Genomic DNA, 26190 nt, shown 5'->3' with positions numbered 1-26190 from the left:
TATTATACATATTATAATTATCAATATACTTATAGTCCAATTTTTAGCATAAATTTTATTCTATTGGTACGTGAGTACCAGTATTTGATATAAAAATACCAGTATTTATACCTAGCCCTATAGACCTTTGTCACTCGCGTTTTACTTATAAACCAGCGCGTTTTACTAATGCAATGTCAGAATAACGCCTACGGAAATTACCCGCCTATAGTTTACTTAATACCAGCAAGTATCAGATATTGGTCGCCAATGGGTCTAGTATCACTGGCGTTTTCAGAACCATCTATGTGTGTTATGAGGGATTAGTTTGGAATAAATTAACCAGGCTCCTCCATAACGTATAGGCATTTGTTTCATTTACTTCATTCTTTTTGCTTTACCCTACTCACCATGACAAAGTATCATACATCAGACGAACAAACCGTAACTTCCTTTCAAAACTCAGAGGCTATCGACAGCTTTGACAACATCTACCATCACTATGTCAATCGAGTCTATCATAAGTGCCTGACGATGACCAACGACACCGAAATGGCCAAAGATTTTACCCAGGATATCTTCATTAAAGTCTTTATCAAGCTCAAGACGTTTCAAAATCGGTCTGCCTTTTCTACCTGGCTCTATGCCATTTCCCATAATTACTGCATCGACCACATTCGCGCCAGTAAACGCACCGAGCCTTTGTCGGATGCGGTTATGAAGGATGTCGCCGAGCAAGACTCCTCACCTTTAGAAACTGTGGTTAGCCAATGGCGGGCATTGAGTCTGTTTCTCACTAGCCTGCCCGAGGATGAGGTGGCCATGTTACGGCTCAAGTACGAGCAGGGGGTATCGGTCAAAACGATCAGCGAGTACTATAATCTCTCGGAGAGTTCCATCAAAATGCGCTTGAAACGAAGCCGGGATAAACTCCGTGCTCTGTGCATAACTGCAATTTCAGATCAGGAAAAGCAATTTCAGAAACCCGTAGATTTCTAAAAACGGAGGAATATCAATTATCAGTAAGAGTGCCTAATACGCTTGCCTGATCTAGTATTATTACCCACCGGACAATGAATCCCCAGCTGTAGTCATACGCTGGGGATATTTTTTGTTTTTTGGTTGTCAGGAATCTGCCTGTGAATACAATACCTCTATTTCCAACTATCCAGTCTTTTGAACCAAATCATCCTGTGACAAACTTACCTTATCCGGGAAAGCACTATCTGATTAATATTATTCTTTTATTTCAAACTTGTATACTTTATCGTAATCATCGAATGGATGAACTGTTTCTGTTGCCTTTAGCCGAAAGCCACTCTCATCCAATAACTTGACTAAAGATTGCTCCGTAAATAATGGTTTTCGACAGTCTATATGTTTTTTACCAGGCCGTTTGGCAATCAACTCAGAAATAAACAAATAGCCGTCTCTCTTTAAGTTACCTCGAATACTTTTCAGCATATCGACAGGAGATTCAAATTCGTGTAGACTGTTTTCAACAATAACTTTGTCAAAGACTTTATCAGGAAGTCGCGTCTCCTTCGCTTTTCCTCGAATGGAGATAAATTTCGCGGTGCAACTACGGTTCATGACGGCATATAATCGCCGGATTGTTGCCGATAATATGTCTGGCTCAAGGCAAATTGGATTGATGTCCTGCACATAGAACGTAAGACTATCAGCCATCATTGAATAGATTACTTCCCGATTACCGCTACCTGAGCCAATACTGGCGATATTCTCTTCTTTATGGAAGTCATATACCCTTCGGTAGCTCTTTAGCATTAATTCAATTATTTTCTTCCTCGCATAAAAATCATTTACACAGTCCTTTTCCTGAGCTAGGGCGGTCGTGAATAAAAAGCAAAATAATAGCGTAAAGAAACGGATCATGCATTGAATGACCGTAACCCAGTTAAAATCGGAACGATCCTGACGGGGTTACGGTACTAACCATTTGTCAAAAAACTTACTTTATCTCGCCTACCATATCCTCAGGCTTCACCCATTCGTTAAACTCCTCTTCGGTTAAATAACCGAGCTTCAGGGCCGTTTCTTTCAGGGTTGATCCTTCGCGGTGAGCCGTCTGTGCGATTTCGGCGGCTTTGTAATAGCCAATTTTTGTATTCAGGGCCGTCACCAGCATCAGCGATGAATCAACGTGTTTTTTGATGTTGGCTTCGATCGGTTCGATTCCTTCGGCACACTTGTCATTGAACGATACGCACACATCGCCAATGAGCCGCGCAGAATGCAGAAAGTTATAAATCATGACCGGCTTGAAGACGTTCAGTTCAAAATGCCCCATAGCACCACCAAAGTTGATCGCAACGTCGTTGCCCATGACCTGCGCAGCTACCATGGTCATGGCTTCGCACTGGGTTGGGTTCACTTTACCCGGCATAATCGATGAACCGGGCTCGTTATCGGGAATATGCAACTCCCCAATACCAGCACGCGGTCCGCTCGACAGCATCCGAATGTCATTGCCGATTTTCATCAGGCTAGCCGCAACGGTTTTCAGTGCCCCGTGCGATTCAACAATTGCATCGTGAGCCGCCAGTGCCTCGAACTTGTTTTCGGCAGTAATGAACGGCAGACCCGTTACATTGGCAATGTGCTTCGCGACGCTTTCTGAGTAATTTGGGGGCGTGTTGATACCCGTCCCAACGGCCGTTCCGCCAAGTGCCAGTTCGCTCAGGTGAGCCAGCGAATTATTGATAGCCCGCAAACCGTGATCAAGTTGCGATACATAGCCAGAAAACTCCTGACCAACCGTCAGGGGCGTGGCATCCATGAAGTGCGTTCGCCCAATTTTGACGATATGCATAAACTGCTTCGACTTGGCAGCCAGCGTGTCGCGTAGTTTTGTGATGCCGGGAATCGTAACGTCAAGCAGAATTTTGTAGGCAGCAATGTGCATCGCCGTCGGAAACGTATCGTTCGACGACTGCGACTTGTTCACATCATCGTTTGGATGCAGAAATTTCTTTTCGTCAATGAGCTGGCCGCCGTGCAATACATGCCCCCGATACGCCACAACCTCATTGACATTCATGTTCGACTGAGTGCCTGAGCCCGTTTGCCAAACCACCAGCGGAAACTGATCGTCGAGTTTCCCCGCCAGAATTTCATCACATGCCTGACCAATAAGATCGCTTTTTTCCTGCGACAGTACTCCCGCATCGAGGTTGGTCAATGCAGCCGCTTTTTTGAGGTACGCAAATGCCCGGATAATCTCGCGCGGCATTTTATTGATATCCTGGGCAATTTTAAAGTTCTCGATGGAACGCTGGGTTTGCGCGCCCCAATAGACGTTGGCCGGAACCTGAACCTGGCCCATCGTGTCTTTCTCGATGCGATATTCCATGTATAGACTATAGATATAAGAAGTTAGACAAGAGACTGTCTCAAAATTCGTCGGCAAAGGTAGGATGAGGCTCGTGTTTTACCATGCTGTTTGGCAGGTTTCAATATCTCTCCAGACACAATTACCAACTAACATTTTTCATGTCGATCAAAAAACACCGAAAAATGGTTAGTTTAATCGGTAAGCATTCCCGATTCCAAATGTCATGACCACCTACAAACTGCCCCATAAAATTGCTGCCCGGCAGCATGAAATAACCGCTGACTTCATGGCCATTATAGATCGTCATTTGGCTGACCTCCTGGAAGGGCGCGTTACCGACATGTACGAGATTCGGGATATTGCCGATGAGTTGCACATTCACCCAACTCACCTCAGCAATACCATTAAACTAACAACTGGCAAATCGCCCTGCTACTTCTTCGAGAATAAGATAATGGCCATTGCCAGAACTATGCTCCGCGACAATCGGCGCACTATTGCCGATATTGCCATGACACTGACTTTCGACCCATCTAACTTCACCAAGTTTTTCAAACGCTTTCAGGGTGTTACTCCCAGGCAGTATCGGGAAGCCATTTTGCAGGAAGCATGGGAAAAAACTGAAGCTATCACCATTTAATCTGAAAGAGTCACCATAAAGTGCCAACCCGCGTCCTGCAACTTTGTGCCGTCAATCAACAACAAACAAGATGGCAACTGAAAACAAAATTGCAGTAGTAACCGGTGGTAGCCGTGGTCTGGGTAAAAACATCGCCTTACGCTTAGCTACCGACGGTATAGATATTATTTTAACGTATCGCTCCAAACAGGATGAGGCCGAGGCCGTTGTTCAGGAAATCGAACAGAAAGGCCGGAAAGCCACTGCACTCCGCCTGGATACGGGTCTGGTTAGCACCTTCAATTCATTTCTGGAACAGGTATCCGCTACGCTAAACGAAAAATGGGGCCGATCAACTTTCGACTTTCTGATTAACAATGCCGGTATTGATGCGGCTTCTCCTTTTGCACAGACAACCGAAGAAGACTTCGATAACCTGTTCAACATTCACCTCAAAGGAGTTTATTTTCTAACCCAAAAATCCCTCCCCATTCTGGCCGATAAAGGTGGTATTGTGAACGTATCGACCGGTCTGACCCGCTTCACGACACCGGGCTATGCGGCCTATGCCTCAATGAAAGGAGCCGTTGAAATCTTTACCAAATACCTGGCAAAAGAACTGGGTTCCCGTGGTATAAGGGCAAATCTGGTAGCACCGGGCATCATCGAAACGGACTTCACCAAAGCAGCACGGGAAGCCCACCCCGAACTGGGTGCATTTATCTCTTCACAAACGGCCCTGGGGCGTATGGGTCTCCCCGACGATATAGGCGGTGTTGTGACATTCCTATGTTCGACCGATGCCCGCTGGGTAAACGCCCAACGGATTGAGGCTTCGGGCGGTATGTTTTTATAAGAATTGAGGGAGTACTGCATTGTATGGCCTGTGTCTTTCATAGGCCATTTTCATAACTAGGCTAAAATGGTCTAGAGTCGAATGCTGACCGTTTCGAAGGAGAAGTTAGCCGAAGGAAATCTACACTTTGTCTTAGAACATAGGACTCGCTCAGCGGTGTGCCCGCCGTTGAGCGAAAGTTCTATTACTGCCTGTTTAGCAAAAATAGGTGAAAGAATCAGCATACTTGTCAAAAAGTCCAACAATTCTGCAAAATGATGGGTTACTTTTCTAATCTATTTGAATTAATAACTAGAAACATAGAATTCATCTCAATTCATTGAAAAACATGGCAAAATCTGCTTTTCTCCTGCTCTCTCTGTTGGCTCTGACCACAGCTTGTTCAAGCACCAAAACCGAGTCGACCGAATCATCTACGACAGTAACGGATTCCAGCTCGACCATGTCGTCGGATTCAACATCAACGATGTCCAGTGACACGACGATGGCAAAAGACACAACCAAGAAAGATTCGATCAAATAATCGATTCAATTCTATAAGTTTCAAAAAGGCCCCCAGTAGTGGAGGCCTTTTTGTTTTATAAGCTTGTTCGACACTTTTCGCAAAGCAAGCAATTCAATCTGATGCATTTAAACCGTATTCAAACCGATAAGACAGGGTTTTAACCGTTGATTAAGTAGTCTGCCGTTCGATGGTGCAACTTTTATAGTTTTATGCACTCTTTTTAACCCACGGTTATTAAAGACTATGGTTTACGAAACCTGGCTCTTCCTCTTTCTGGGTATGATGGCGGCAATACTACTGTACAACATTGTGCAGTGGTGTTTTTATCAGGAACGAATCTACGGGCTCTATACGGTTTACCTGTTAATCTGGCTAGGTTATTTCCCACTACGATCGAGCGGTATCTTATCTGATAATCTTGCCGATTTTGTGCGAATTACGGGGCCAATGGTCGCCTATATTGTTTATTACGATTTTACAACCGCTTTTCTGAGTCTTCGCGAACATCGCCCCAATTTATTGCGGCTGTTCCGCATGACGCAAACTGGACTGGCAGCTTATATTTTACTTGAAGCCGGTTTCTGTTTTTTGTCTGATTATTGGACTCTGCCAGTTCATGAACTTATCCATACGCTGGTCCGAACCGGAATGGTCATTTTATCAGGCTACATTATCATAACGGTTTATAAGCGCAAAGACCCTATCGGGCGTTTTTTTATTACGGGGTCAGCTATGCTCGTGTTGGGTGCGTTGATGGCAATGGCTCTCACAATGATACGACCAGCTAATGACCTTGACGGGTTCTGGCTAGCCCCACTTACCTATCTGCAACTAGGAATCGTACTGGAATTAGTGTTTTTCTCACTGGGTTTAGCGTATCGCCATCGGCGTGATGCAGTCAAGAAAGCCCTTTTTGAGCAGGCGCTGAACCGGGAACGCAGGCAACGGCTACGCGACCAGACAGTTGCCAAACAAACCGTTCAGTTGCTCGAGCACGAAGTAGCCGAAATGCAGATGCGGGCATTGCAGGCCCAGTTAAGCCCTCACTTTCTGTTCAACAGTCTTAATTCGCTATCGTCGCTGATTGCCGATGAACCAACTAAGGCCGAGCGGTTTGTTGATGAACTGTCGAATGTTTACCGTTATTTACTTCAGGCTACCGATCAGGAACTTATACCACTGGCAGCAGAGATTAAGTTTATCAATTCGTACTATCACCTCCTGAAAACACGATACGACCAGGGAATCAACCTGGAAATTAACATCGATGATAGCGACAAAACGTGTTTAATTCCACCGCTGACCTTACAACTATTGATTGAAAATGCGGTGAAACACAACATTGTTTCTGCCAGTAACCCATTAGTCATTCAAATTTTTACCGACAACGATGGTTTTCTGATTGTTCGTAATAATCTACAGCGGAAACGGGTTAACCGGCTCATGTCGACAAAAAAAGGTCTTCAGAATATTCAGTTAAAATTCCAATTATTAAATCAACCCGCCATCTACATTTCCGAAGAGGATAAACTATTCAATGTAGCCGTGCCCTTAATTCCTTCAAGGCAACAGATTGCCTATTAATCATTGACGTAATATTAATTACGGTGAACCATATACGACGATTCCTTATATATACTCCTAAGTAAGTCACAATTGTTAGCCTATTCGTGCCTAAAAATTTACATAATGGCACAGTAGTATTACTTATTTTTCTATGTGTTACCGTTTACTCACTTCATTTTGAAAAATAGCCTGTTATTGACTTATTTACAAGAAGTTATCTAGACTCATAGCTAGCTGTATTCACACACCGTAATGAATGTTTCTCTACCTTCTCTACCAAGTACTAATCCTATTTTTCCCAACTTTAAACATCGCGAACTTCAATTTCTCCAATTAGCCTGCTCCGAGTTAACCTATGTCCAAATTGCGGACAAAATGTGCGTCAGCCCACGCACCGTCGATGGTTATCGGGAAGTACTATTTGAGCGATTACAGGTAAAAAGCCGCGTTGGACTGGCCTTATGGGCAGTGAAAACTGGATTAGTGGTTTTGTGAAGCGTCAAACGCTATCCTCAACCAATCTTATTCTTCAGATCGTCGCCAGCAATGACCGTACTCATGTATCGATAGCCATTGCTGGCTTCTTTAAAGCGGGGATCAGTCTTTATAAGCTTCATAAATTGTTTATGTTCGTCAGTAGATCGGCCAACAAGACAGCCTGCACTGGCCTTGCCGATATTATCAGGGCTCGCATTATGTCCTGAATGCTGATTGATTCCAAACGCACTACCAACATCAATCTTATCGCCGGTACGCTTGCCATCCTGATTTAAATCACGGAAAACAGCTACGTTAGCAACCTGCACCAAAGCCTCGTGAGCCGTTGGAGTATCCGCTTTATGAATGCCTACCCGCCACGATTTATACTGGTCAAATGCAATTCGTGCCGCTCCTTCAGGGTTTTCGGGGTGATCAGTGAAAAATTTACCCGGCTCTGTTGTTGCCAATACGTTCAGTAGAATTTTAGGCTTCCCATTTTCTATCGCTAAAACAACCCGGCGGTCATTAAATTTATTAAACACATCAGCGTTGGGTTCACCACTCTCATCGGCACCTTCTACGTAGACTATTGTGAGAAATTTGGGCAGCCTGGCAACCCAGAAATTACGTAACTGCATATACTTCACAATACGGCTGGCGAAATCAGTTCCCAATGTCAGCGGTATAAATGTATCTTCACTGTGCTGGAGTAACGATTTGGCCAAATCGACACTTATCGTTTCCTCAAGAAGAATACCTACCTGTTTGGCGTAGGTTCGCAACACCAGAGCAGACACTGGACCAAAATCGCCGTCGATTGGAGGATCCAAACAGCCCAGTTTGATCAGTCGTGACTGTATATCACCGACCAGTTCATGGTCGAACGCTAAATCACGGAGATTAACTCCCAATCCGTTCGCAACTAGTTCCTGCAAAGTCATATGTCAACAAGTTTAGTAGGATTGAATCCAGTGCTCGACCAATTTAAACCTATAAGGTTTCACAAACCTTATAGGTTTGTAACCAACCACGGCGGACCGTGGCTCAAAGCGAAAGACCTAATCACCATAAATTGTAAAAAGCCAGAACGATAGCTAACAAATTTCCAACAATTTCCGGTATTAATTAACGGGGTAAACACCCTTTTTGCCGTCCGTAAAACCACGCATCTGTATCGACCAGAAACACCTGTTCAGCATCTTTTCAGACCTACTTTCGCCCTAATTTCAGGGTAGTTCTCTCTTCCTGTTTTATCAGCTTTAGCTATCGCCTTTCTCGCGACAGTGACCTTTCGTATCTGCTCATAAGAACTTCCTGCCGAACACTATCCTAACAATTTCCTAATTTAGCCGCTCCATTTCCTGCGTACTTATGAACCCACTCCCGATTCATGACATTGCCAAACTCATCGATCATGCCCTGTTACATCCAACCCAGACTGATGCGGAACTTCGCGCAGGTTGCCAGGTAGCATTAGCCTACAATGTGGCGTCGGTTTGTATTAAACCCTATGCCGTTTCTATGGCTGCCAAATTACTGGCGGGTTCCAGTGTTCGGGTTGGCACCGTAATCGGTTTTCCGCATGGCAGTAACGCCTTAAGCCTTAAACTGGCAGAAACCGTTCAGGCATGCCGGGATGGAGCCGTTGAGATCGATATGGTTGTTAACATTGGTAAGGCCCTGAGCAAAGACTGGTCGTATATTTCCGATGAAATACGGGCTGTTTTTTATACCTGCCAGGAATTTGGAGCCATCCTGAAAGTAATTTTCGAGACCGACTTTCTATCCGACGACGCCCTTAAAATTCGGCTTTGCCAGATCTGTACCGAAGTCGGTGTTGAGTTCGTTAAGACCTCATCGGGCTTTGGTTTCGTAAAAGGAACTGATGGCAAATATGACTACCAAGGGGCTACTGAGCATGATTTACGATTGATGCTTACGCATGTCGGGCCAAACGTTCAGGTCAAGGCTTCGGGCGGAATCCGTACGTTAGATGAGTTACTGAAGCTCAATGCAATGGGCGTTTCCCGAATCGGCACCTCCTCTACTGTGGCTATCATCAACGAAGCCTATCGGCGGTCAGGTCTGGTTGTACCCTCCACATCAGTTCTTCCAATTACCGAACTCAACGGATACTGAGCTCTCGAATCGTTCATTGACTATTATTCCCTTTAATCAAATGCTAAACCTCGGCTTTGTATCGGCTATTCTGGCCGATTATGATTTGAATGGAGTTCTGAAATTTGCGGCTGACAACAACTTCAAATGCGTTGAATTGATGTGTTGGCCCAGCGGGAACGCCGATGCCCGTCGCTACGCGGGCGTAACACACATTGATGTCGACAATCTGAATGTCGAGCAGGTTCACACATTAACGCGGCTCTATGGTGTATCGATCTCCGGCCTGGGCTACTATCCGAATCCGCTCGACCCTAACCCCGAGCAGGCTGAGTTTTATCGGGAACATATCAAGAAAATCATTCGGGCAGCGGCCAAACTAGGCGTACCCGTAGTAAATACATTTATTGGTCGCAACTGGTCGCTGAGCGTAGCCGATAACCTGAAGCTATATGCCGAACACTGGCCTGCGATCATCAGGGGGGCCGAAGAAAACAACATCCGGATTGGGATTGAAAACTGTCCGATGTGGTTTACGGATGACGAGTGGCCGGGCGGAAAAAACCTCGCCACGACCCCAGCCATCTGGGATCGGCTATTTGAGATCATTCCATCGCGGGCTTTGGGGCTGAATTATGACCCCAGCCATTTAATCTGGCAAATGATGGACGAGGTAAAACCTATTTACGATTACCGCGATCGTCTGCATCACATCCATCTCAAAGACGTTAAACTCTATCCCGACAAATTAAACCGCGTTGGCATTATGGCCAATCCACTGGAATACCACTCGCCCAAGCTACCTGGTCTGGGCGATGTGCGCTGGCGCGATTTTTTCGCGGCATTGACCGATGTTCGCTATCGGGGTCCGGTTTGCATCGAAGTTGAAGATAAAGCCTTTGAAGGCAGTGCCGATGACGTGCACACGGCTATTCTGACCGCCCGGAACTACCTGAGTCAATTCTTAGTGTTATGATAGAAATCGGTAGTTGGTTTGTCGTATACCCGGCAAATCAACTACCGTAAACCGACCTTTCCTTGCGCGACGCGATTAACCAACTCGACACCGATCTGTTTTTGTGGCTCAATGGCCTCTACGCATCCTGGCTTGATCCGATCATGATCTTTGCAACGGAGCGAAACACCTGGTTTCCTTTTTACGCACTGCTCATCGGCTGGCTCACCTTCCGCTATCGGAAACAGGCGATCTGGATGGTATTAACCTTAGCCGCAGCCGTAGCGATCAGTGACCAGACGGCATCGGCTCTGCTGAAGCCGCTCACGCTTCGGTTACGTCCCTGCCACGTTCCGGTTCTGCAAAAATTTATCCATCCTGTCCTGGAATGCGGTGGTTTATACGGGTTTGCCTCATCGCATGCGGCCAACACATTTGCCCTGGCAACGGGCCTCTGGCTACTTGTAGGAAAGCAATATCCGTGGACTAAATGGATTTTCCTATGGGCCGTTTTCGTTTCGTATAGTCGTATCTATGTTGCGGCTCACTATCCGCTCGATGTGCTGGCAGGAGCCGGAATTGGCGTATTGGCGGCCACCTTATGTGTGTTTATCCTGCGTACCGTACAGACTCGGTTTACTCATCGAAATGTAGTCTAAAGCCATCGGCAATGGTACCGTTGCCAAACTTTTTGATGCACTTTATCCAATAATACAACAATCATTTTCCGATTCGGTTTCGCTGATACCCGGCTCATTCAATAAGGCCACAGGGTATAAATTGCCATATGCAAACCGAAGTAAATCATCTTCTGGAATACCCGATTTTATTTCCTGCCCCCCCCTCCGCCTTGTTGCAACTAAGTGTAATTGTTCCGGTTCGTAATGAAGCTCATCACCTGATTCAAACGCTGGATGCTCTTCGTAATCAGCAGGATGGCACGGGCGCACCACTGAATACGGCCATTTATGAAGTATTGCTCCTGGCCAATAACTGTTCGGACCAATCCTATATTGTTGCCAAACATTATCAGCAGAACTATCCGAATTTTCCGCTACATATTGCCCAGATTGAACTGCCCGCAGCCAGGGCAACGATTGGTACAGTGCGACGGCTTCTTATGGATGAAGCACACCGTCGGCTGACAAACTCCGGTCATTCGTGCGGTATCATTGCGTCAACCGATGGCGATACGGTGGTCGATAGCCGCTGGATTTACTACATCATGCTCGAAATAGCCAACGGAAATGATGCTGTTGGCGGCCGGATACTGACTCACCCTGATCCGGGTAAAGTACGTCTCTATCACCTGCGCGATGTGATGTATCGGACACTGGTAGCCAAAACCGAAGCGCTGCTTGATCCTTCTCCCCACGATCCGTGGCCCCGGCATTTTCAGCATTTTGGAGCCAGTATTGCGGTTACCTGCCGGATGTATGAGCAGGCCGGTCGCTTACCGGAAAAGCCATTTCTGGAAGATGAAGCTTTCTACAAAGCACTGCTGCGAATGGATGCCCGCGTCCGCCAAAGCCCAGCGGTAAAAGTATTTACATCAACTCGTATGGACGGACGTGTTGCCGTTGGCTTTTCTGAGCAGTTGCGCTATTGGGCTGATCTCAATCAGGCTGGAAAGCAGCAAATTGTTGAACCAGGCGACGCAATCATTACGAAGTTTCAAAACCGGCAAAAACTTCGGGTGTGGTGGCAGATCAGGGAGCAATCGCCAGACTTAAATGACCTGGTGCCAATTGCACACGCTTTACGGCTAGAGCCAAACTGGCTAAACGATGAGCTAAGGAGAAGTTGTTTTTTCGGGCAATTGTGGGAGCGAATAGAAGAAAAAATGGCTCAGAGCGATTGGGCCAACCACTGGCCGTTGGTGCCAATTACAAGCGCCATTCAGCATCTGCGCCACTTTTGCAAATTGTATAGCGCTTTCTAAGTTCTCCTGAAAAGATCCAGTCTGTATTTATCCGTTCGTTGTCCTGACAGATGAGTTAAGGAGTTTCCCTCACCAGTCGCTTCCATAAATTGTTCATGAACCTGATCGCCAGTCAACGGATAATCAGGCACGAAGGGTGTCCAGTGAACAAGTAGCAAGTGCCCTCCAATTTCCAGATGATCAATCATCAATTGCCTTGTCCGTTTTAAATCATCCAGTGCCAGATAATACCCAACCTCCGATAGCAAAATAAGATCGAATTGTTGATCTGGAAATTCGTTTGGAATACTCATCTGCCTGGTTGTCACCTGCGAATAAGGAGCCAGCCGCTTTCGGGCAGTTTCAAGTGGCAGCTCACTGGCATCTACAGCCAGAAGTTTGTCACATCGTTGTGCCAGCATTTGGCTCAACACCCCAATGGAACAGCCAATCTCAAATGCATTTCTGTAATGATTTTTCGATAAAGCAGCCAGTGTAGCTTCGTACTTGGCCTTTTCATAAGGACTCGTCTCAAACGACCAGGGATCAATGCTGGCTCGATAAACATCGTCGAAATAGGTGGTTGGCAGACTTGACATGGTTCAGCAATTTGTTAGATTTCTTCCAGAAACAATTCACGGGGTGCATCAAAATGAGTCAGTAATTCCGGCGAAAGGTAAAAAGCCGTGGGGTCATCATGGATCAACCGGCTAACCTGTGAACGATGACTCGCTATGGCCTGTCTGCGCTGATCCATTACCTTTTCAATCGGTACGCACCATACCTTCATCTCATCGGCCCTGGGCATGTCATTTTCATCGCCCAGCTCCCACAACCAGATCAGATATTCCAGTATTCGGGGGGGACTGGAAAACCGGCCTAAAGCTGCCATCAGAATTTGCCAGGATGCCCGATGATCCCGGTGTGGATCACGGCGCCACGGAACCAATACCGTTTTGGGGTTAACCTGTCTAATCAATTCATAAACAAAATCAACCGAGTCGCTAAAACCAGCGCTATCCGGCATGGGAACCTGTGTATCTTTCTGGCGCATGAATGTGATGGTATCCGGCAATACATGCAGAATACGAAGGGCATCCACCGCTTCTGACTCACGCAGCTGGCGTAGCCGTTCGGCAGGATAAGCCCACGAATTTGGATGCGACATTGTCCCATCGCTCACAAACAGAACATGAACGCTATAGCCTTGCTGACGCAGTAGGGCAATGGTACCGCCACAGCCGAGCGATTCATCATCGGGATGGGGCGCAATCACCAGCAGCTCACCAAGTTCGGCCGGGTCGATGGGAACAGCCAGTTTTTCCAGAAATTGGGCTTTATCAACGCCAGAGATCATGTGCATTTGCGTGGTTATTGAGTACATAATGGCCAATCGCAGCGATCGTCGCATCGGGAGCAGGTTGACGGAGGTAGAATGTCAGATCCCGATGAAGTCGCTCAAATGGAAGTGGCCGCATGAGCCCCCGTGCTCCTACTGATCGTTCAGCCAGTTGCATCACACGCAGACAGATTTCTTCGATGGCCGTTCGGGTCATATTAGCGTAAGCAACAATCCGATCGGTTTCTTTTTCACGCCCGAGCCACTCATCCGTCTTTGCCCCCGCCACCGTAATCCACTGGTTGCCAGACTCTACAAGACAAGCCATTTCGGCGAGCCGCGTTTTCTGAAACACGTCATCGGTACGATTCATCGATGCCAGAAGTGCTCTCGTTTCATTCAATAAAGCTTCGGCCCCGCCCAGTTGCACAGCCGCAAATCGGATGGCTCCGCCACTAAAATGAGGCTGTCGAAAATAATCACCAGGTTGGCCAAGCAAATCAGCCTCGTCAATTTCGACACCCGTAAAATCAAGTTTATAACTGACCGACGCCCGCATTCCCAGCGGTTGCCAGAAGGTCTTGTCCTGCATAATCGGTTTGACACGTTCCGTCGGAATAACACACATCTGCCATCCGTGTGCATCAGCCCCGACCAGCTCACCCGTTACGAGTGGGCGATGAATCCAACCGGCTCCGGAACAAAACGTTTTTGCCCCTTCCAGTCGATATCGACCTTCACCGATGGCATGAATTCGAATGCCATCATCTGCCTGCGTATTCCAGACACTAAAGAGTCGGTTGTACTCCTGAGCGTCGTCGTTCCAGACCCGCTTCTGATTGGGGCTGGCATATAAAGCAATTAAGTTTAGTGCATTAATATGGCCTTCATAAATCCGCCCAACCGCTAGGTTTCCGGTTCCAATACGTTTCAGCAAATGCAGCAACTGGCCTGTATCTAACTCACGATCAGGCAAAGTAACTGCCAGCAAGCCTGCTTCTGCCAACCAATCGAACACAGCCTCGGGAAAGATTTCGTCATCATCCGTTTGAGCGGCAGTACCGGCAATTCTGTTGATTAATTCGTTCATTTTATCGGCATCAGCCAACCATGACGTTCCTGATGATGTGGTTGTTGCAGTCTTTATCATATCTATCAGAATCAGTTGAACGGCGAATTGTTTTGCACACGATACCCATCCAATCAGTAAGTTATCGACAGGTACACTGGCGGGTCATCGATTGGTTTCAGCTTATAATTCGAATAAACTATAGGGAGCTAAGGCCGAACTTCTCATTTTTTTTGTACCTTTGCGGGAAATTTGTCAGGTACTAATGGCTTCGTTCAATCCGGTTAAGATTTTTTCAGGGAGTCAATCCACTTACTTAGCCGAAAAAATCGCGCACTATTACGGTAAAGACTTAGGCGGCTACACTTGTCGGCGATTCAGCGACGGCGAGATGTCGCCCAGTTTTGAAGAGTCGGTTCGGGGTTGTGATGTATTTTTAATTCAGTCGACTCCTCCTCCCGGCGACAACCTGCTGGAATTACTGCTGATGGTTGATGCCGCCCGGCGCGCTTCAGCCCACTATGTCACCGTTGTAATTCCGTATTTTGGGTATGCCCGTCAGGACCGGAAAGACAAACCCCGTGTATCAATTGCGGCCAAATTAGTAGCGAATATGCTGGCCGCATCGGGTGCAGATCGACTGATGACGATTGACCTGCACGCAGGACAGATTCAGGGCTTTTTTGACTTCCCGGTCGATCACCTGGAAGGAACATCAGTTTTTGTACCCTACATAAAAAGCCTTAATCTGGAGAATCTGGTCGTTGCCTCTCCCGATGTGGGTGGTGCAAACCGGGCCCGTACCTTCGCCAAGCATTTCAATGCCGACATTGTGCTTTGCGATAAGCACCGTAAGCGGGCAAATGAAATTGCTTCCATGCAGGTAATCGGGGACGTTGAAGGGGCTAATGTGGTACTCGTAGACGACTTGATCGATACGGGTGGTACGATGGCTAAAGCGGCTCAGATCATCATGGAAAAAGGGGCTGCGTCTGTTCGGGCGGTGTGTACACACCCGATTATGTCGGGCAAAGCACACGAGAACATTTCGAATTCGGTGCTGGAGGAGCTGGTTGTGGCGGATACACTGCCGATGAAGCAGCCAAACGAAAAAATCAGAGTGCTGTCTGTTGCGGAGCTTTTTGCCAAAGCCATCGGCCGCATTCGGGATCATGAATCTATTAGTTCACTGTTTATAAAGTATTGAATGATTGCGTTTTGACTAATTGAATGACCAAGTTCGTCAATAAATTAGTCACTAATTCATTCATTCGTTCATTCGAAAATTAAATTTAGTCATGAAAAAAATCGAGATTGTAGGGTATCAACGAGCGAATCTCGGCCGCACGGAATCACAAGCGATTCGGGCCGAGGGCAATGTTCCGTGCGTATTGTACGGTGGTCAGGAACAAGTGCATTTTTATGCACCCGCTATTCTGTTCCGTGATTTGCTGTATTCGCCCAATATTTACGAAGTAGCGCTCAATATTGAGGGTGCTGAGTATCGGGCAGTGCTTCAGGAAGCACAATTCCACCCTGTGAGCGACACTCTGTTGCACGCTGATTTCCTGCTGGTAACTGATGGCAAGCCCGTTAAGGTTGCGGTTCCGGTTCGGTTGATTGGCACGGCTCCAGGTGTACAAAAAGGGGGTAAACTGGTGACCCGCGTTCGGAAACTGCGCGTAAAAGGCACCGTTGAAAACATTCCTGATTTTATTGACGTTGACGTTTCAGGTCTAGATCTGGGAAAATCTGTTCGCGTTGGTCAGATCACGGTAAAAAATATCGAGCTGCTCGAGCAAGCGTCAAACCCAGTGGCCAGCATTGAAATCCCACGTGCACTGCGTGGTCAGGTTTCGGCCAAATAATATCGCTGTCACAAGTAACTAATAGATACACAGAGCCCTTCCTGAATGAACAGGAAGGGCTTTTCTGTTTTATATATCCAGGACTTTCACTGAGAAGCACGGTCCGCCGATGCGGTGGCACGCTTCTCAGCGAAAGTCCTAATATCATTCTACCAGTAATTAAAAAAACTGAAAACCTCACCATAATAAAAAGAGAATCAGTAGGCAACTTTGTTCGCATTCCGGGTTAACGGTACAGATTATCAGCCATTTTAGCCGAATTTACGTTTGGCCTGATGAGTTCCGTCAGATGGCTAAGCCCAATACGCCAATCGATGAAAAGAATTGACTTGTAAATCGTATATTGGCCATCAGCAGAAAATGGCGCTACGGCAAGCCTGGCGCCTTTTAGCTCGTAAAAGCCTGAAGCGCTAAAACGATGAATTCTTCAGCTTTTAGTGTATACGCTCACCATCATCTACCATGACCATAGCACTTAAAATTATCAATACGGCCCTGATCCTTTTTGCCCTGTACATGGGCATTAAGCAAGGTTGGGCCATGTTTACGGGCAAACCCGAAATGACCGAGATGTTCAGTAAATGGGCCATCGGAAAAACCGGCCTGATGGCGCTCGGCTTTTTTACCATGCTCGGGGCGGTGCTCGTATTATTCCCCAAAACGTTTGTCTGGGGGAATTTTATCACGGCGGCCGGTATACTTGTCATTATTGCTTTTCACCTGAAAGACAAGGATCTGAAAGGAGTAGCTATTGAACTACCCTTCTTTTTATTGTCGCTGCTAATCATTTACCTGCAACACCCATTGGCAAATGAATAACCTCTCCGCGAAACTGACCAACCCAATTGTAAAAGCAGTTGTTAATGCCTTAGCCAATGGCGATCCTAAAGCATGGTTTTCGCTCTTTACAGCCGATGCTGAATTATATGATGATGGCAATAAACTGGACTTTGTGAAATGGTCGAATGGTGTATTGAAAAACCATGAGCATTTTACCAGTATCGGGGTAGACGATAATGGGCTCACCCTGTATGGCAGATACCATTCAGACCAGTGGGGTGATTTCAGCACCTATTTTAAAATCCACCTCAATAAAGAAAACAAGGTTATCCGCCTTGAAGTAGGTCAGGCAAACTAAAAACTATGCAACTGAGCGAGGCAATAGCCCTGATCGAGGGCGGTCACTATCAATCAGCATCAACGTCCAGATGGGTCGATTTGGGCTGTGGTAAAGGGCTGTTTACCCGCGCTTTGGCCAGTTATCAACAACCCGGCAGTACGATTTATGCTGTTGATACCGATTATCTGGCGCTCGAAACACTCACCGATTATCAGGAGGTAACGATCGAAACACTTTGCTGTGATTTTATACGGGACGAATGGTATTTCTATGACCTCGATGGAATCCTGATGGCGAATTCGCTGCATTATGTTCAGGATAAACCGACTTTTATTCAGCGAGCCATTCGCCACCTAAACGAATCGGGCGTTTTTTTGCTTGTCGAATATGATACCGAAACGGCAAATCCCTGGGTACCTTATCCAATCAGTTTTAAATCATTAACTCGCTTATTCGGTGAAGCGGGCTTTCATTCTGTCGAAAAACTACGGGAGCGGCCCTCTCTATACGGGCGGGCAAATCTCTACTCGGCATTCATCAGTAAATGATCTACACGAATTTAGAAACCACCCATGTCATCCTATAATACGATTTCGGGTCAACGAATACAGCGAATCGAAGCCCTGAGCGATGGGCTTTTCTCCATCGCAATGACCATACTCGTTTTCGACCTCAAAGACCCCGTCAGCAGTCGAATCCAGTCGAATGCCGAACTGCTGGTATCTCTAAAAATCCTGCTCCCTCAATTACTGACCTATTTTTTGAGTTTTATGACGCTGGGAATCTTTTGGACCGGCTATTCTACGCAGTTCAATTATATCGAAAAGTATGATCGGAACCTCAACTGGTATTCGCTGTTTTTTTTGCTCTTTGTCTCGCTCATTCCCTTTTCAACAAACGTACTGAGTAACCACATTAACAACCAGGTTTCCATTGGTATTTACTGGCTGAATATTTTCGCAATGGGTAATATGCTTTACATACACTGGCGATATGCACGTCGAAATAATTTCCTGTCCATATCGGGCAAAGGAAAGGAAGCAGTCGACAAAGCAATACGCAGTCGGATTTTTACGGCTCAGAGTCTGTATGCATTCGGGGCTTCACTTTGCTTTATTAATACATACCTGAGTATTGCGTTTATCATTACCATTCAATTAAACTATGCCTTCGGCCTAATTACGCCAAAAGTCCAAAAGCCCTTATAACATGCACACAGGCCGTAACTATACGCTCAAAGAATTAGTCATCTGGACAAGACGGGAAATTTATGTGCTTACCTCCATCGCCGTGCTGGCAACCACATTATATGCCTTAGCCGGTTGGACCTGGTTATCTATTCCCTGGGTTCCTGTTGCTTTGATGGGAACGGCAGCCGCGTTTCTCGTTGGTTTCAAAAATAGTGCTACCTATGCCCGTGCCTGGGAAGCCCGTCAAATTTGGGGCGGCATCGTCAACAGCAGCCGAAGCTGGGGCATCATGGTACGTGATTTTATCCACGACGTATCGGCAACGGAAGCCGAAGGGAAGCTAGTCCATCAACAGTTGATTTATCGCCACATTGCCTGGATGACGGCCCTTCGTTATCAACTGCGTGAACCCCGCAGCTGGGAAACCATCTTCACCAAGAGCTACAACACGGAGTATATAGCTGCTTATGGGATACCTGAACGGACCGGCAATCTGACCGAAGAACTCCAGAAATTAATTTCCGCCGACGAACTGGCGTATGTGTTAACGAAGAAGAACCGAGCTACGCAACTAATCAGTCTGCAATCGAAGCAGTTGCTGGAGCTATCCACTATGGGTTGGATTGAAGACCTTCGTTACATCCAACTGGAAACGATGCTGAAGGAGTTCTACGATCATCAGGGCAAAAGCGAACGAATCAAGAACTTCCCCTATCCACGGCAGTTTGCAACCATCAATCGTTTCTTTATCCGCTTGTTTGTGACGATGGTTCCGTTTGGCTTACTGAAAGAATTCGACAAACTGGGCGACGATCTGATTTGGCTAACGATTCCGTTCAGTGTTGTTGTCTCGTGGGTATTTACGACGCTGGAACAAATCGGCGAAAGTACAGAAAACCCTTTTGAAGGCGGCCCAAACGATACACCGATCACCTCGATGAGCCGAACCATCGAAATCGATCTGCGTGATATGCTGGACGAAACCGACCTGCCACCAGCTCTTCAGGCAGTCAATAATATTCTGATGTAAGCGATTGCCGGATTTATACTGGGAAAAGCCGACTAACTGATTCGATGCGCAAACGAAAAAAGTCAGCCTTTATCAACGGCTGACTTTTTTTGGAAAACTTACTTCATAATAGGTCTTACGCTGCTAACCGTTGCGACCGTCCGCGGCTGCGGTGGCACGGTTAGCAGCGTAAGACCTGATTCAGCAGAATCGCTCTATTTCTTCGTTACCCGAATGGAAATCCGGCGATTTTGGGCGCGGCCTTCTTCGGTATCATTCGATGCAACCGGGTGTTCCTGGCCATAGCCTTCAGCCTCCAGGCGATCTTTAGCAACATCCATTTTCTCCAGCTCGACCCGAACCGAATTGGCACGATCCTGCGAAAGTTTCAGATTGCTGGCCGCATTGCCCGTATTATCGGTATAACCACCGAGCTTTACGTTAACGGCCGGATAGGCTTTCAGAATTTCAGCAATATTCTTCAATTGTTCCTGCGATTCGGGTTTCAGCGTAGCCGAACCCGTTTCAAACGTCAATCGGTCGAAATCGAACCAGGTCGTTTTATCAACGGGTTTGTCGCTTTTAATGAACGACAAAAGCTTGTTTTCAATACCGAACTCGGGTATGTTCAACTCAATGCCACTCGTTAGTTTCTGGACACTAAACTCGCCCAGCTTGGCATTTGGCGTATTGACATCGCTATTGTCGGCGGCTGTTGACTCTTCGAGCGGCACTTCAGTTCCTGCCGCTTCTTTACCTTCTTTGGCATAACCCGCCGTTTCAGATGACTGTACGGCGATATACGGCGCGATAACGAGCGATACAATCGACATCAATTTGATCAGAATGTTCATGGATGGCCCTGATGTATCTTTAAACGGATCGCCTACGGTGTCGCCCGTAACCGAGGCTTTGTGCGGCTCCGATTTTTTGTAAAACATCTGACCGTTAATGAGTACCCCTTTCTCAAATGATTTCTTCGCGTTGTCCCACGCACCACCGGCGTTGTTCATAAAAATACCCATCAACACGCCTGATACGGTAACGCCCGCCAACAAACCACCGAGCACTTCAGGGCCGAAAATAAAGCCCACAACAACCGGAACGGTCAGCGCAATGGCTCCCGGCAACACCATCTCACGAATAGAGGCCTGGGTCGAAATAGCTACGCACTTTTCGTATTCGGGCTTTCCGGTTCCCTCCATAATACCCGGAATATCACGAAACTGACGGCGCACTTCCTCTACCATCGCCATAGCAGCACGACCTACGGCCGCAATGGCCAGTGATGAGAAAATGTACGGAATCATCCCTCCCACAAACAGTCCGGCCAGTACGTCGGCCTTATAAATATCAATGGCAGAAATACCGGAAATACCAACAAAGGCGGCAAACAGAGCCAGCGCCGTCAACGCTGCCGACGCGATGGCGAACCCTTTTCCGGTAGCCGCCGTCGTGTTTCCAACCGCGTCGAGGATGTCGGTACGACCACGAACTTCCTCGGGGAGGTAACTCATTTCGGCAATACCCCCCGCATTATCAGCAATGGGGCCAAAGGCATCAATGGCCAGCTGCATGGCCGTAGTAGCCATCATACCAGCCGCCGAGATCGCGACTCCGTATAAGCCAGCGAAGTGGTAAGATGTATAGATACCAGCCGCCAGCACCAGAATTGGCAATACGGTCGATTCCATTCCGACCGAAAGGCCGCCAATGATGTTCGTTGCTGCTCCCGTTGCCGACTGCCGAATGATCGACAGCACAGGACGGCGACCCATAGCGGTGTAATATTCCGTGATAATGCTCATCAACGCACCCACAACAAGGCCGGTCACAATAGCGTAGAAGACATCCATCCTCGTGAATTCGACACCCCGGATCTTCATCAGTCCGGTCGGCAACATCGCATTAACCAGAAAGTACGACGCAACCAGTGTAATCCCGATTGATGCCCAGTTACCAAGATTCAAAGCACCCTGTACATTACCGTTGTCGTCTTTAACGCGAACAAAATAGGTGGCAATGATCGAAAAAATCAATCCCAGACCAGCAATCACCATGGGCAGTACGATAGGAGCGTGGCCAATAATTGGATCATTTGGAATAACGATTTCGCGGCCAAGTACCATAGTGGCCAGGATTGTAGCTACGTATGAGCCAAACAAATCGGCACCCATACCGGCTACGTCACCCACGTTGTCGCCCACGTTATCGGCAATGGTAGCCGGATTGCGCGGATCGTCTTCAGGAATACCAGCCTCTACTTTACCCACAAGGTCAGCACCCACGTCAGCAGCTTTTGTATAGATACCCCCACCCACACGGGCAAACAGGGCAATGGATTCGGCCCCAAGCGAGAAACCTGCCAGCACTTCGAGGGCTTTCTCCATCGGCAGACCGTTGACATCGCCGGATGGCTCAACATATAATTTATAAAGAACAATGAACAGACTCCCCAGGCCCAGCACGGCAATGCCGGCAACGCCAATCCCCATGACCGAACCACCGGTAAATGACACCTCCAGTGCTTTGGTCAGGCTTGTACGGGCGGCATGTGCGGTACGGACGTTCGCTTTAGTGGCGATGTTCATGCCAATATAGCCTGCCAGCGCCGACAGAAACGCGCCAAGTATAAATGAAATACCAATAACTGGGCTGGAATTCGGCACCAAGCTGCCCATATAAGCCAACAAAATGGCTACGATTATGCCGAAGTATGTAAGAACTCGCCATTCAGCTTTAAGGAAGGCAATGGCCCCATCGGCAATGTATCCGGCAATTTCCTGCATCCGGGCATCACCGGCATCTTGCCGTGAAACCCAAAGAAATTTCGTAAACATCACAATCAGGCCAACAATACCCAACACGGGAACCAGATAGACACTATAATTCATGCGATTAGTTAATAGGTTATAAAATGGATTTAGAAATAGGAATGCCCACAAATATAGAATTTGCCCTCACATAACCCAACGTAAAAAATTGGCTCTGTTGACTTTTTTCGAGGATAAGTACGTTTTTTTTAGGAGATTTTCTGCCATTGGGGTGCAAATCTGCTTAATGCTTGGAAGTATAGCAATGGCTGTGTAGGTTCAGAAGTTGAATGGCATCAATTGACCATACTACTCGTAATCAGTACGTTGTCCTTCCTTCTATGAAATCTATGCGTACACTCATCTCCTTGAAAGCAATCCTGTTTGGCTTAATTCTATTTTTTCTCTATATAACCCAAATACGAGCTAGTGGTATTGATTCCATTCGGGTAACGGTTACGGAAGGCACCAATATGGCCGCCGATCTATCGCCCGACAAAGCCAGCATTGCGATTGACTTACAGGGTACAATCTGGATCGTACCCATCGCTGGTGGTGTCGCCAGACCCATAACCGACAATCTGGGCGACTGTCGTCAGCCAAGCTGGTCGCCCGATGGGAGCCTGATTGCCTTTCATGCCTTCTGGGATGGCCGTTATCATATCTGGACCGTTTCGGCCACTGGCGGCAAACCCAAACAACTGACGTCGGGGCTTCAGGATGATCGCGAACCACACTGGTCGCCGGATGGTAAGCGTATCGTATTTGCCTCCGATCGGAGCGGCAATTATGACATCTGGCAATTAACGCTGGCCGATGGGAAACTCACCCAGCTTACGCAGGACTCGGGCAATGATTTCAACCCGGCTTTTTCGCCCGACGGAACAAAGGTTGCCTTCGTTTCAGATCGCACCGACGCGCCGGGTGTTTATGTGATTAACTCTGACGCCGATGCGACTGTCAAATCCACGACGGGTAATACGGAAAAGATCATTGTGCCCGCCAACGGAAAATTTGCTGGGCCAAGCTGGCAACCCGATGGTTCGCATCTGTTTTACAATGTTCTGACCAGTTCGCTAAGTGGACTGGCCAGTGCAGCAGTGGCCGACAGCAAGGTTCAGCTCCTGACCGAAGCCGCTGAAGATGTCTTCCCATTTCGGGCAAGCTGGCTCTCGGCCACCGAATTTCTGTATACGTCCAATGGCTTGCTCAAACGCCGAAAACTTGGTAGTACAACAGCCCAGGCAATTCCATTTCAGGCCATTATTGCGTTGCCAAGAAATACCTATAAACGAAAAACATACGATTTCGACAGCCAGAAACCTCAGACGGTTAAAGGCATCAAAGGAACTACGATTTCACCCGATGGTAAACAAATCGCATTCGCAGCCCTCGGTGATATCTGGATACTGACGAAAGGTAAAAAGACACCCGACCGTTTAACCCAGGGCCCAACGATGGAAGTCGAGCCGAGCTGGTCGCCGGACGGAACAAAGCTGGCCTACGTTTCGGACCGAAACGGCAATATGGACGTCTGGATTCGGGATTTGAAAACAGGGCAGGATCGCCTGCTGGTCGACATGAGCGACGATCTGCATTATCCGAACTGGTCGCCCGATGGCAGCAAGATCGCCTTTTACCAGAGCGATGCCCGAAATGCCTGGGGCCGCAGTACGCTCTACACGGCCGATGTTACCTACACGGCTGATGTTACAACGCCCAAAACCCAGAAACTGCACGAGTCGATCTTTGTACCAAGTCAGGCAAGTTGGGCCCCCGATGGAAAAACGCTGGCCGTTTCGGCGCTTCACCCCTATTCGTCCCGTTACCGCGAGGGTGTCAGCGAAGTTTTATTATTATCGTTCGATGGAAAGAATGACCGCTATGTAACGCCTGCACCCGGACACAGCCTGGCAACACGTGGGCAAAACGGCCCCGTCTGGTCGCCCGATGGGACAAAAATGGCGTACATCCTCGACGGATTAGTTTGGGTAACGGACGTAAAAACAGACGGTTCTATTGTTGGTTCACCCCGCAAACTGACCAATGAACAGTCGGACACACCCACCTGGACCGGCGATTCTAAAAGTTTGCTCTTTCTGGCGACGGACGCGCTCAAACAGGTTTACCTGGGCGATGGCCATATTGAAACGATTCCGATGGACCTGACCTGGCAACTCAGCCAGCCTACCGGCGCGATTGTGGTTCATGCGGGTCGTCTGTTCGATGGGTTAGCCAATACGTACCGCAACAATGTCGACATTCTTATTGATGGTCACCGAATTAAGGCCATAGAACCCCACCGGGCCGGGCGTCCTGGCAAACTGATCGATGCATCGACCAAAACCGTCATACCGGGTTTATTCGAAATGCACACGCACCAGCATTCGATGGTTGGCGAAAAAATCGGGCGGCTGTGGCTATCGTTCGGAATCACATCCGTGCGCGAACCCGGTGCCGATCCCTACGATGCGCTGGAACGGAAAGAATCGTGGGCGAGTAATACCCGGCCCGGTCCACGTCAGTTTTTTACCGGAGGGCTAACCGATGGAACGCGGATCTATTACGGAGCAGCGACCAGCATCAACTCCGATGAACAGCTCGACCGCGAATTAAACCGCTCCGTTCGATTGGGATACGACCTGATCAAGACCTATGTCCGTATGCCCGACGCCATGCAGCAACGGATTACCACGTTTGCTCACGCCCACGGAATGCCGGTTTCGTCTCACGAGATTTTCCCGGCCATGCGCTATGACGTCGATGCTGTCGAACATATTGGCGGAACGAGTCGGCGTGGGTATTCGCCCAAGATTACGGCCATGAACCGGAGTTATCAGGACGTGATTCAGCTATTGGCCAAATCGGGAATGAACATTACCCCGACAGCATCACTACAGGGCGGCTTTTCGGTATTGGGCACAAAAAATCCGGGGCTCTACGAAAATCGGCAGTATCGGGCGTTCTACAGCGAAGAATATAACAACGCGCTTCAGGCAGGAGCCGCTCAATATGCGAAAATCAGTCCCGGTTACCTAAGCAACTTCGGGAACTTACAGAAAGGGGTCAAAGTGTTGATCGACGCTGGTGCGCACGTCACCACAGGAACCGACAGCCCCTTTGTGCCCTATGGCTTGAGCCTGCACACAGAGCTACAATCATTTGTAGGTGCGGGCCTGACCCCTTATCAGGCTTTGCGTTCAGCGACGCTCTGGGCGGCTGAAACCGTAGGCGTCAGCAAGGATTTAGGCTCCATCGAACCAGGAAAACTGGCGGACCTGGTTATCGTCAACGGTGATCCGCTAACCACGATCACCGATGCGCTGAATGTTGAGCAAGTCATCAAGAACGGCGAAGTTCTACCCATTGACCGGTTGCTGACCCGGCCCTGATTTTGCAAAGAGGGCAGACGGCTACGGTATAATCAA

General features: G+C 47.8%; 25 protein-coding genes. 18 read left to right on the top strand and 7 right to left on the bottom strand.

The features are described from left to right. Window positions 1-390: 390 nt before the first annotated feature. Window positions 391-978: an RNA polymerase sigma factor gene (locus GJR95_RS23050; protein WP_162388100.1), complete on the top strand. Its 588-nt coding sequence runs from the start codon at window positions 391-393 to the stop codon at window positions 976-978. Window positions 979-1215: 237 nt separating this feature from the next. Here GJR95_RS23050 and GJR95_RS23045 read toward each other — a convergent pair whose 3' ends face one another. Together GJR95_RS23045 and fumC are read right to left on the bottom strand one after the other, a co-directional pair. Beyond that, complete coding sequence (locus tag GJR95_RS23045; protein WP_162388099.1) at window positions 1216-1875, bottom strand: methyltransferase domain-containing protein; 660 nt, start codon at window positions 1873-1875, stop codon at window positions 1216-1218. Between the two features lie 76 nt (window positions 1876-1951). Further along, on the bottom strand, window positions 1952-3352 hold the full coding sequence (gene fumC / locus GJR95_RS23040; RefSeq protein ID WP_162388098.1) for a class II fumarate hydratase: 1401 nt from the start codon (window positions 3350-3352) through the stop codon (window positions 1952-1954). 205 nt (window positions 3353-3557) lie between these two features. Here fumC and GJR95_RS23035 point away from each other — a divergent pair, with 205 nt between their 5' ends. The 5 genes from GJR95_RS23035 to GJR95_RS23015 all read left to right on the top strand — a co-directional run bounded on the left by GJR95_RS23035 (window position 3558) and on the right by GJR95_RS23015 (window position 7375). Next, the gene (locus tag GJR95_RS23035; protein ID WP_162388097.1) at window positions 3558-3974 is read left to right on the top strand and encodes a helix-turn-helix domain-containing protein; all 417 of its coding nucleotides are present in this window, start codon (window positions 3558-3560) and stop codon (window positions 3972-3974) included. 70 nt (window positions 3975-4044) lie between these two features. Further along, window positions 4045-4809, top strand: a complete 765-nt coding sequence (locus GJR95_RS23030) for an SDR family NAD(P)-dependent oxidoreductase (protein ID WP_162388096.1) — start codon at window positions 4045-4047, stop codon at window positions 4807-4809. Window positions 4810-5137: 328 nt separating this feature from the next. Then, a complete protein-coding gene (locus tag GJR95_RS23025) occupies window positions 5138-5332 on the top strand; it encodes a hypothetical protein (protein WP_162388095.1) in 195 nt (64 codons plus the stop codon). Between the two features lie 225 nt (window positions 5333-5557). Next, window positions 5558-6898, top strand: a complete 1341-nt coding sequence (locus tag GJR95_RS23020; protein ID WP_162388094.1) for a histidine kinase — start codon at window positions 5558-5560, stop codon at window positions 6896-6898. A gap of 234 nt (window positions 6899-7132) precedes the next feature. Beyond that, the gene (locus GJR95_RS23015; protein ID WP_162388093.1) at window positions 7133-7375 is read left to right on the top strand and encodes a response regulator transcription factor; all 243 of its coding nucleotides are present in this window, start codon (window positions 7133-7135) and stop codon (window positions 7373-7375) included. Between the two features lie 17 nt (window positions 7376-7392). Here GJR95_RS23015 and GJR95_RS23010 read toward each other — a convergent pair whose 3' ends face one another. Then, window positions 7393-8301: a peptidoglycan-binding domain-containing protein gene (locus tag GJR95_RS23010; protein WP_162388092.1), complete on the bottom strand. Its 909-nt coding sequence runs from the start codon at window positions 8299-8301 to the stop codon at window positions 7393-7395. A gap of 430 nt (window positions 8302-8731) precedes the next feature. Here GJR95_RS23010 and deoC point away from each other — a divergent pair, with 430 nt between their 5' ends. The 4 genes from deoC (at window position 8732) to GJR95_RS22990 (ending at window position 12375) form a co-directional block, all read left to right on the top strand. After that, complete coding sequence (gene deoC / locus GJR95_RS23005) at window positions 8732-9499, top strand: deoxyribose-phosphate aldolase (RefSeq protein WP_162388091.1); 768 nt, start codon at window positions 8732-8734, stop codon at window positions 9497-9499. 40 nt (window positions 9500-9539) lie between these two features. Then, window positions 9540-10454 carry a sugar phosphate isomerase/epimerase family protein gene (locus tag GJR95_RS23000; RefSeq protein WP_162388090.1) on the top strand — a complete coding sequence of 305 codons (915 nt, stop codon included), beginning with the start codon at window positions 9540-9542 and terminating at the stop codon, window positions 10452-10454. 62 nt (window positions 10455-10516) lie between these two features. Further along, window positions 10517-11092, top strand: a complete 576-nt coding sequence (locus GJR95_RS22995; protein ID WP_162388089.1) for a phosphatase PAP2 family protein — start codon at window positions 10517-10519, stop codon at window positions 11090-11092. 128 nt (window positions 11093-11220) lie between these two features. Continuing rightward, window positions 11221-12375 carry a glycosyltransferase gene (locus GJR95_RS22990; RefSeq protein WP_162388088.1) on the top strand — a complete coding sequence of 385 codons (1155 nt, stop codon included), beginning with the start codon at window positions 11221-11223 and terminating at the stop codon, window positions 12373-12375. On the opposite strand, the gene GJR95_RS22985 is transcribed toward GJR95_RS22990, so the two are convergent. From GJR95_RS22985 to GJR95_RS22975, 3 genes are read right to left on the bottom strand one after another with little or no spacing between them, the layout of a single operon-like run. Further along, the gene (locus GJR95_RS22985; protein ID WP_162388087.1) at window positions 12372-12953 is read right to left on the bottom strand and encodes a class I SAM-dependent DNA methyltransferase; all 582 of its coding nucleotides are present in this window, start codon (window positions 12951-12953) and stop codon (window positions 12372-12374) included. The two genes, GJR95_RS22990 and GJR95_RS22985, sit on opposite strands and share 4 nt — an antisense overlap. Before the next feature lie 14 nt (window positions 12954-12967). Further along, window positions 12968-13717: a PIG-L deacetylase family protein gene (locus GJR95_RS22980; RefSeq protein WP_232540832.1), complete on the bottom strand. Its 750-nt coding sequence runs from the start codon at window positions 13715-13717 to the stop codon at window positions 12968-12970. Next, the gene (locus GJR95_RS22975; RefSeq protein ID WP_162388086.1) at window positions 13695-14843 is read right to left on the bottom strand and encodes an acyl-CoA dehydrogenase family protein; all 1149 of its coding nucleotides are present in this window, start codon (window positions 14841-14843) and stop codon (window positions 13695-13697) included. The genes GJR95_RS22980 and GJR95_RS22975 overlap by 23 nt, the downstream gene beginning before the upstream one ends. Before the next feature lie 184 nt (window positions 14844-15027). On the opposite strand from GJR95_RS22975, the gene GJR95_RS22970 reads away from it, so the two are divergent. From GJR95_RS22970 to GJR95_RS22940, 7 genes are all read left to right on the top strand, one after another. Further along, on the top strand, window positions 15028-15969 hold the full coding sequence (locus GJR95_RS22970; RefSeq protein ID WP_162388085.1) for a ribose-phosphate pyrophosphokinase: 942 nt from the start codon (window positions 15028-15030) through the stop codon (window positions 15967-15969). Between the two features lie 91 nt (window positions 15970-16060). After that, a complete protein-coding gene (locus GJR95_RS22965; protein WP_162388084.1) occupies window positions 16061-16630 on the top strand; it encodes a 50S ribosomal protein L25/general stress protein Ctc in 570 nt (189 codons plus the stop codon). A 462-nt stretch (window positions 16631-17092) separates the two neighbouring features. Then, the gene (locus GJR95_RS22960) at window positions 17093-17449 is read left to right on the top strand and encodes a DoxX family protein (RefSeq protein ID WP_232540831.1); all 357 of its coding nucleotides are present in this window, start codon (window positions 17093-17095) and stop codon (window positions 17447-17449) included. Beyond that, the gene (locus GJR95_RS22955; RefSeq protein WP_162388083.1) at window positions 17442-17768 is read left to right on the top strand and encodes a nuclear transport factor 2-like protein; all 327 of its coding nucleotides are present in this window, start codon (window positions 17442-17444) and stop codon (window positions 17766-17768) included. The genes GJR95_RS22960 and GJR95_RS22955 overlap by 8 nt, the downstream gene beginning before the upstream one ends. Window positions 17769-17773: 5 nt before the next feature. Beyond that, window positions 17774-18298 carry a class I SAM-dependent methyltransferase gene (locus tag GJR95_RS22950; protein WP_162388082.1) on the top strand — a complete coding sequence of 175 codons (525 nt, stop codon included), beginning with the start codon at window positions 17774-17776 and terminating at the stop codon, window positions 18296-18298. Between the two features lie 24 nt (window positions 18299-18322). Next, on the top strand, window positions 18323-18958 hold the full coding sequence (locus GJR95_RS22945; RefSeq protein WP_162388081.1) for a TMEM175 family protein: 636 nt from the start codon (window positions 18323-18325) through the stop codon (window positions 18956-18958). Window position 18959: 1 nt separating this feature from the next. Further along, window positions 18960-19970 carry a bestrophin family protein gene (locus GJR95_RS22940; protein WP_162388080.1) on the top strand — a complete coding sequence of 337 codons (1011 nt, stop codon included), beginning with the start codon at window positions 18960-18962 and terminating at the stop codon, window positions 19968-19970. Window positions 19971-20164: 194 nt separating this feature from the next. Here the strand turns inward: GJR95_RS22940 and GJR95_RS22935 are convergent, their stop codons facing one another. Further along, on the bottom strand, window positions 20165-22843 hold the full coding sequence (locus GJR95_RS22935) for a sodium-translocating pyrophosphatase (protein WP_162388079.1): 2679 nt from the start codon (window positions 22841-22843) through the stop codon (window positions 20165-20167). A gap of 269 nt (window positions 22844-23112) precedes the next feature. On the opposite strand from GJR95_RS22935, the gene GJR95_RS22930 reads away from it, so the two are divergent. Then, window positions 23113-26154, top strand: coding sequence for an amidohydrolase family protein (locus tag GJR95_RS22930; RefSeq protein WP_162388078.1), 3042 nt, complete (start codon window positions 23113-23115; stop codon window positions 26152-26154). Window positions 26155-26190 lie beyond the last annotated feature (36 nt).

The sequence above is a fragment of the Spirosoma endbachense genome (assembly GCF_010233585.1).
In the GTDB taxonomy this organism is placed as follows: Bacteria; Bacteroidota; Bacteroidia; order Cytophagales; family Spirosomataceae; genus Spirosoma; species Spirosoma endbachense.
The sequence above is the reverse complement of the archived record's forward strand: the minus strand, read 5'-3'. Positions and strand labels throughout refer to the sequence as shown.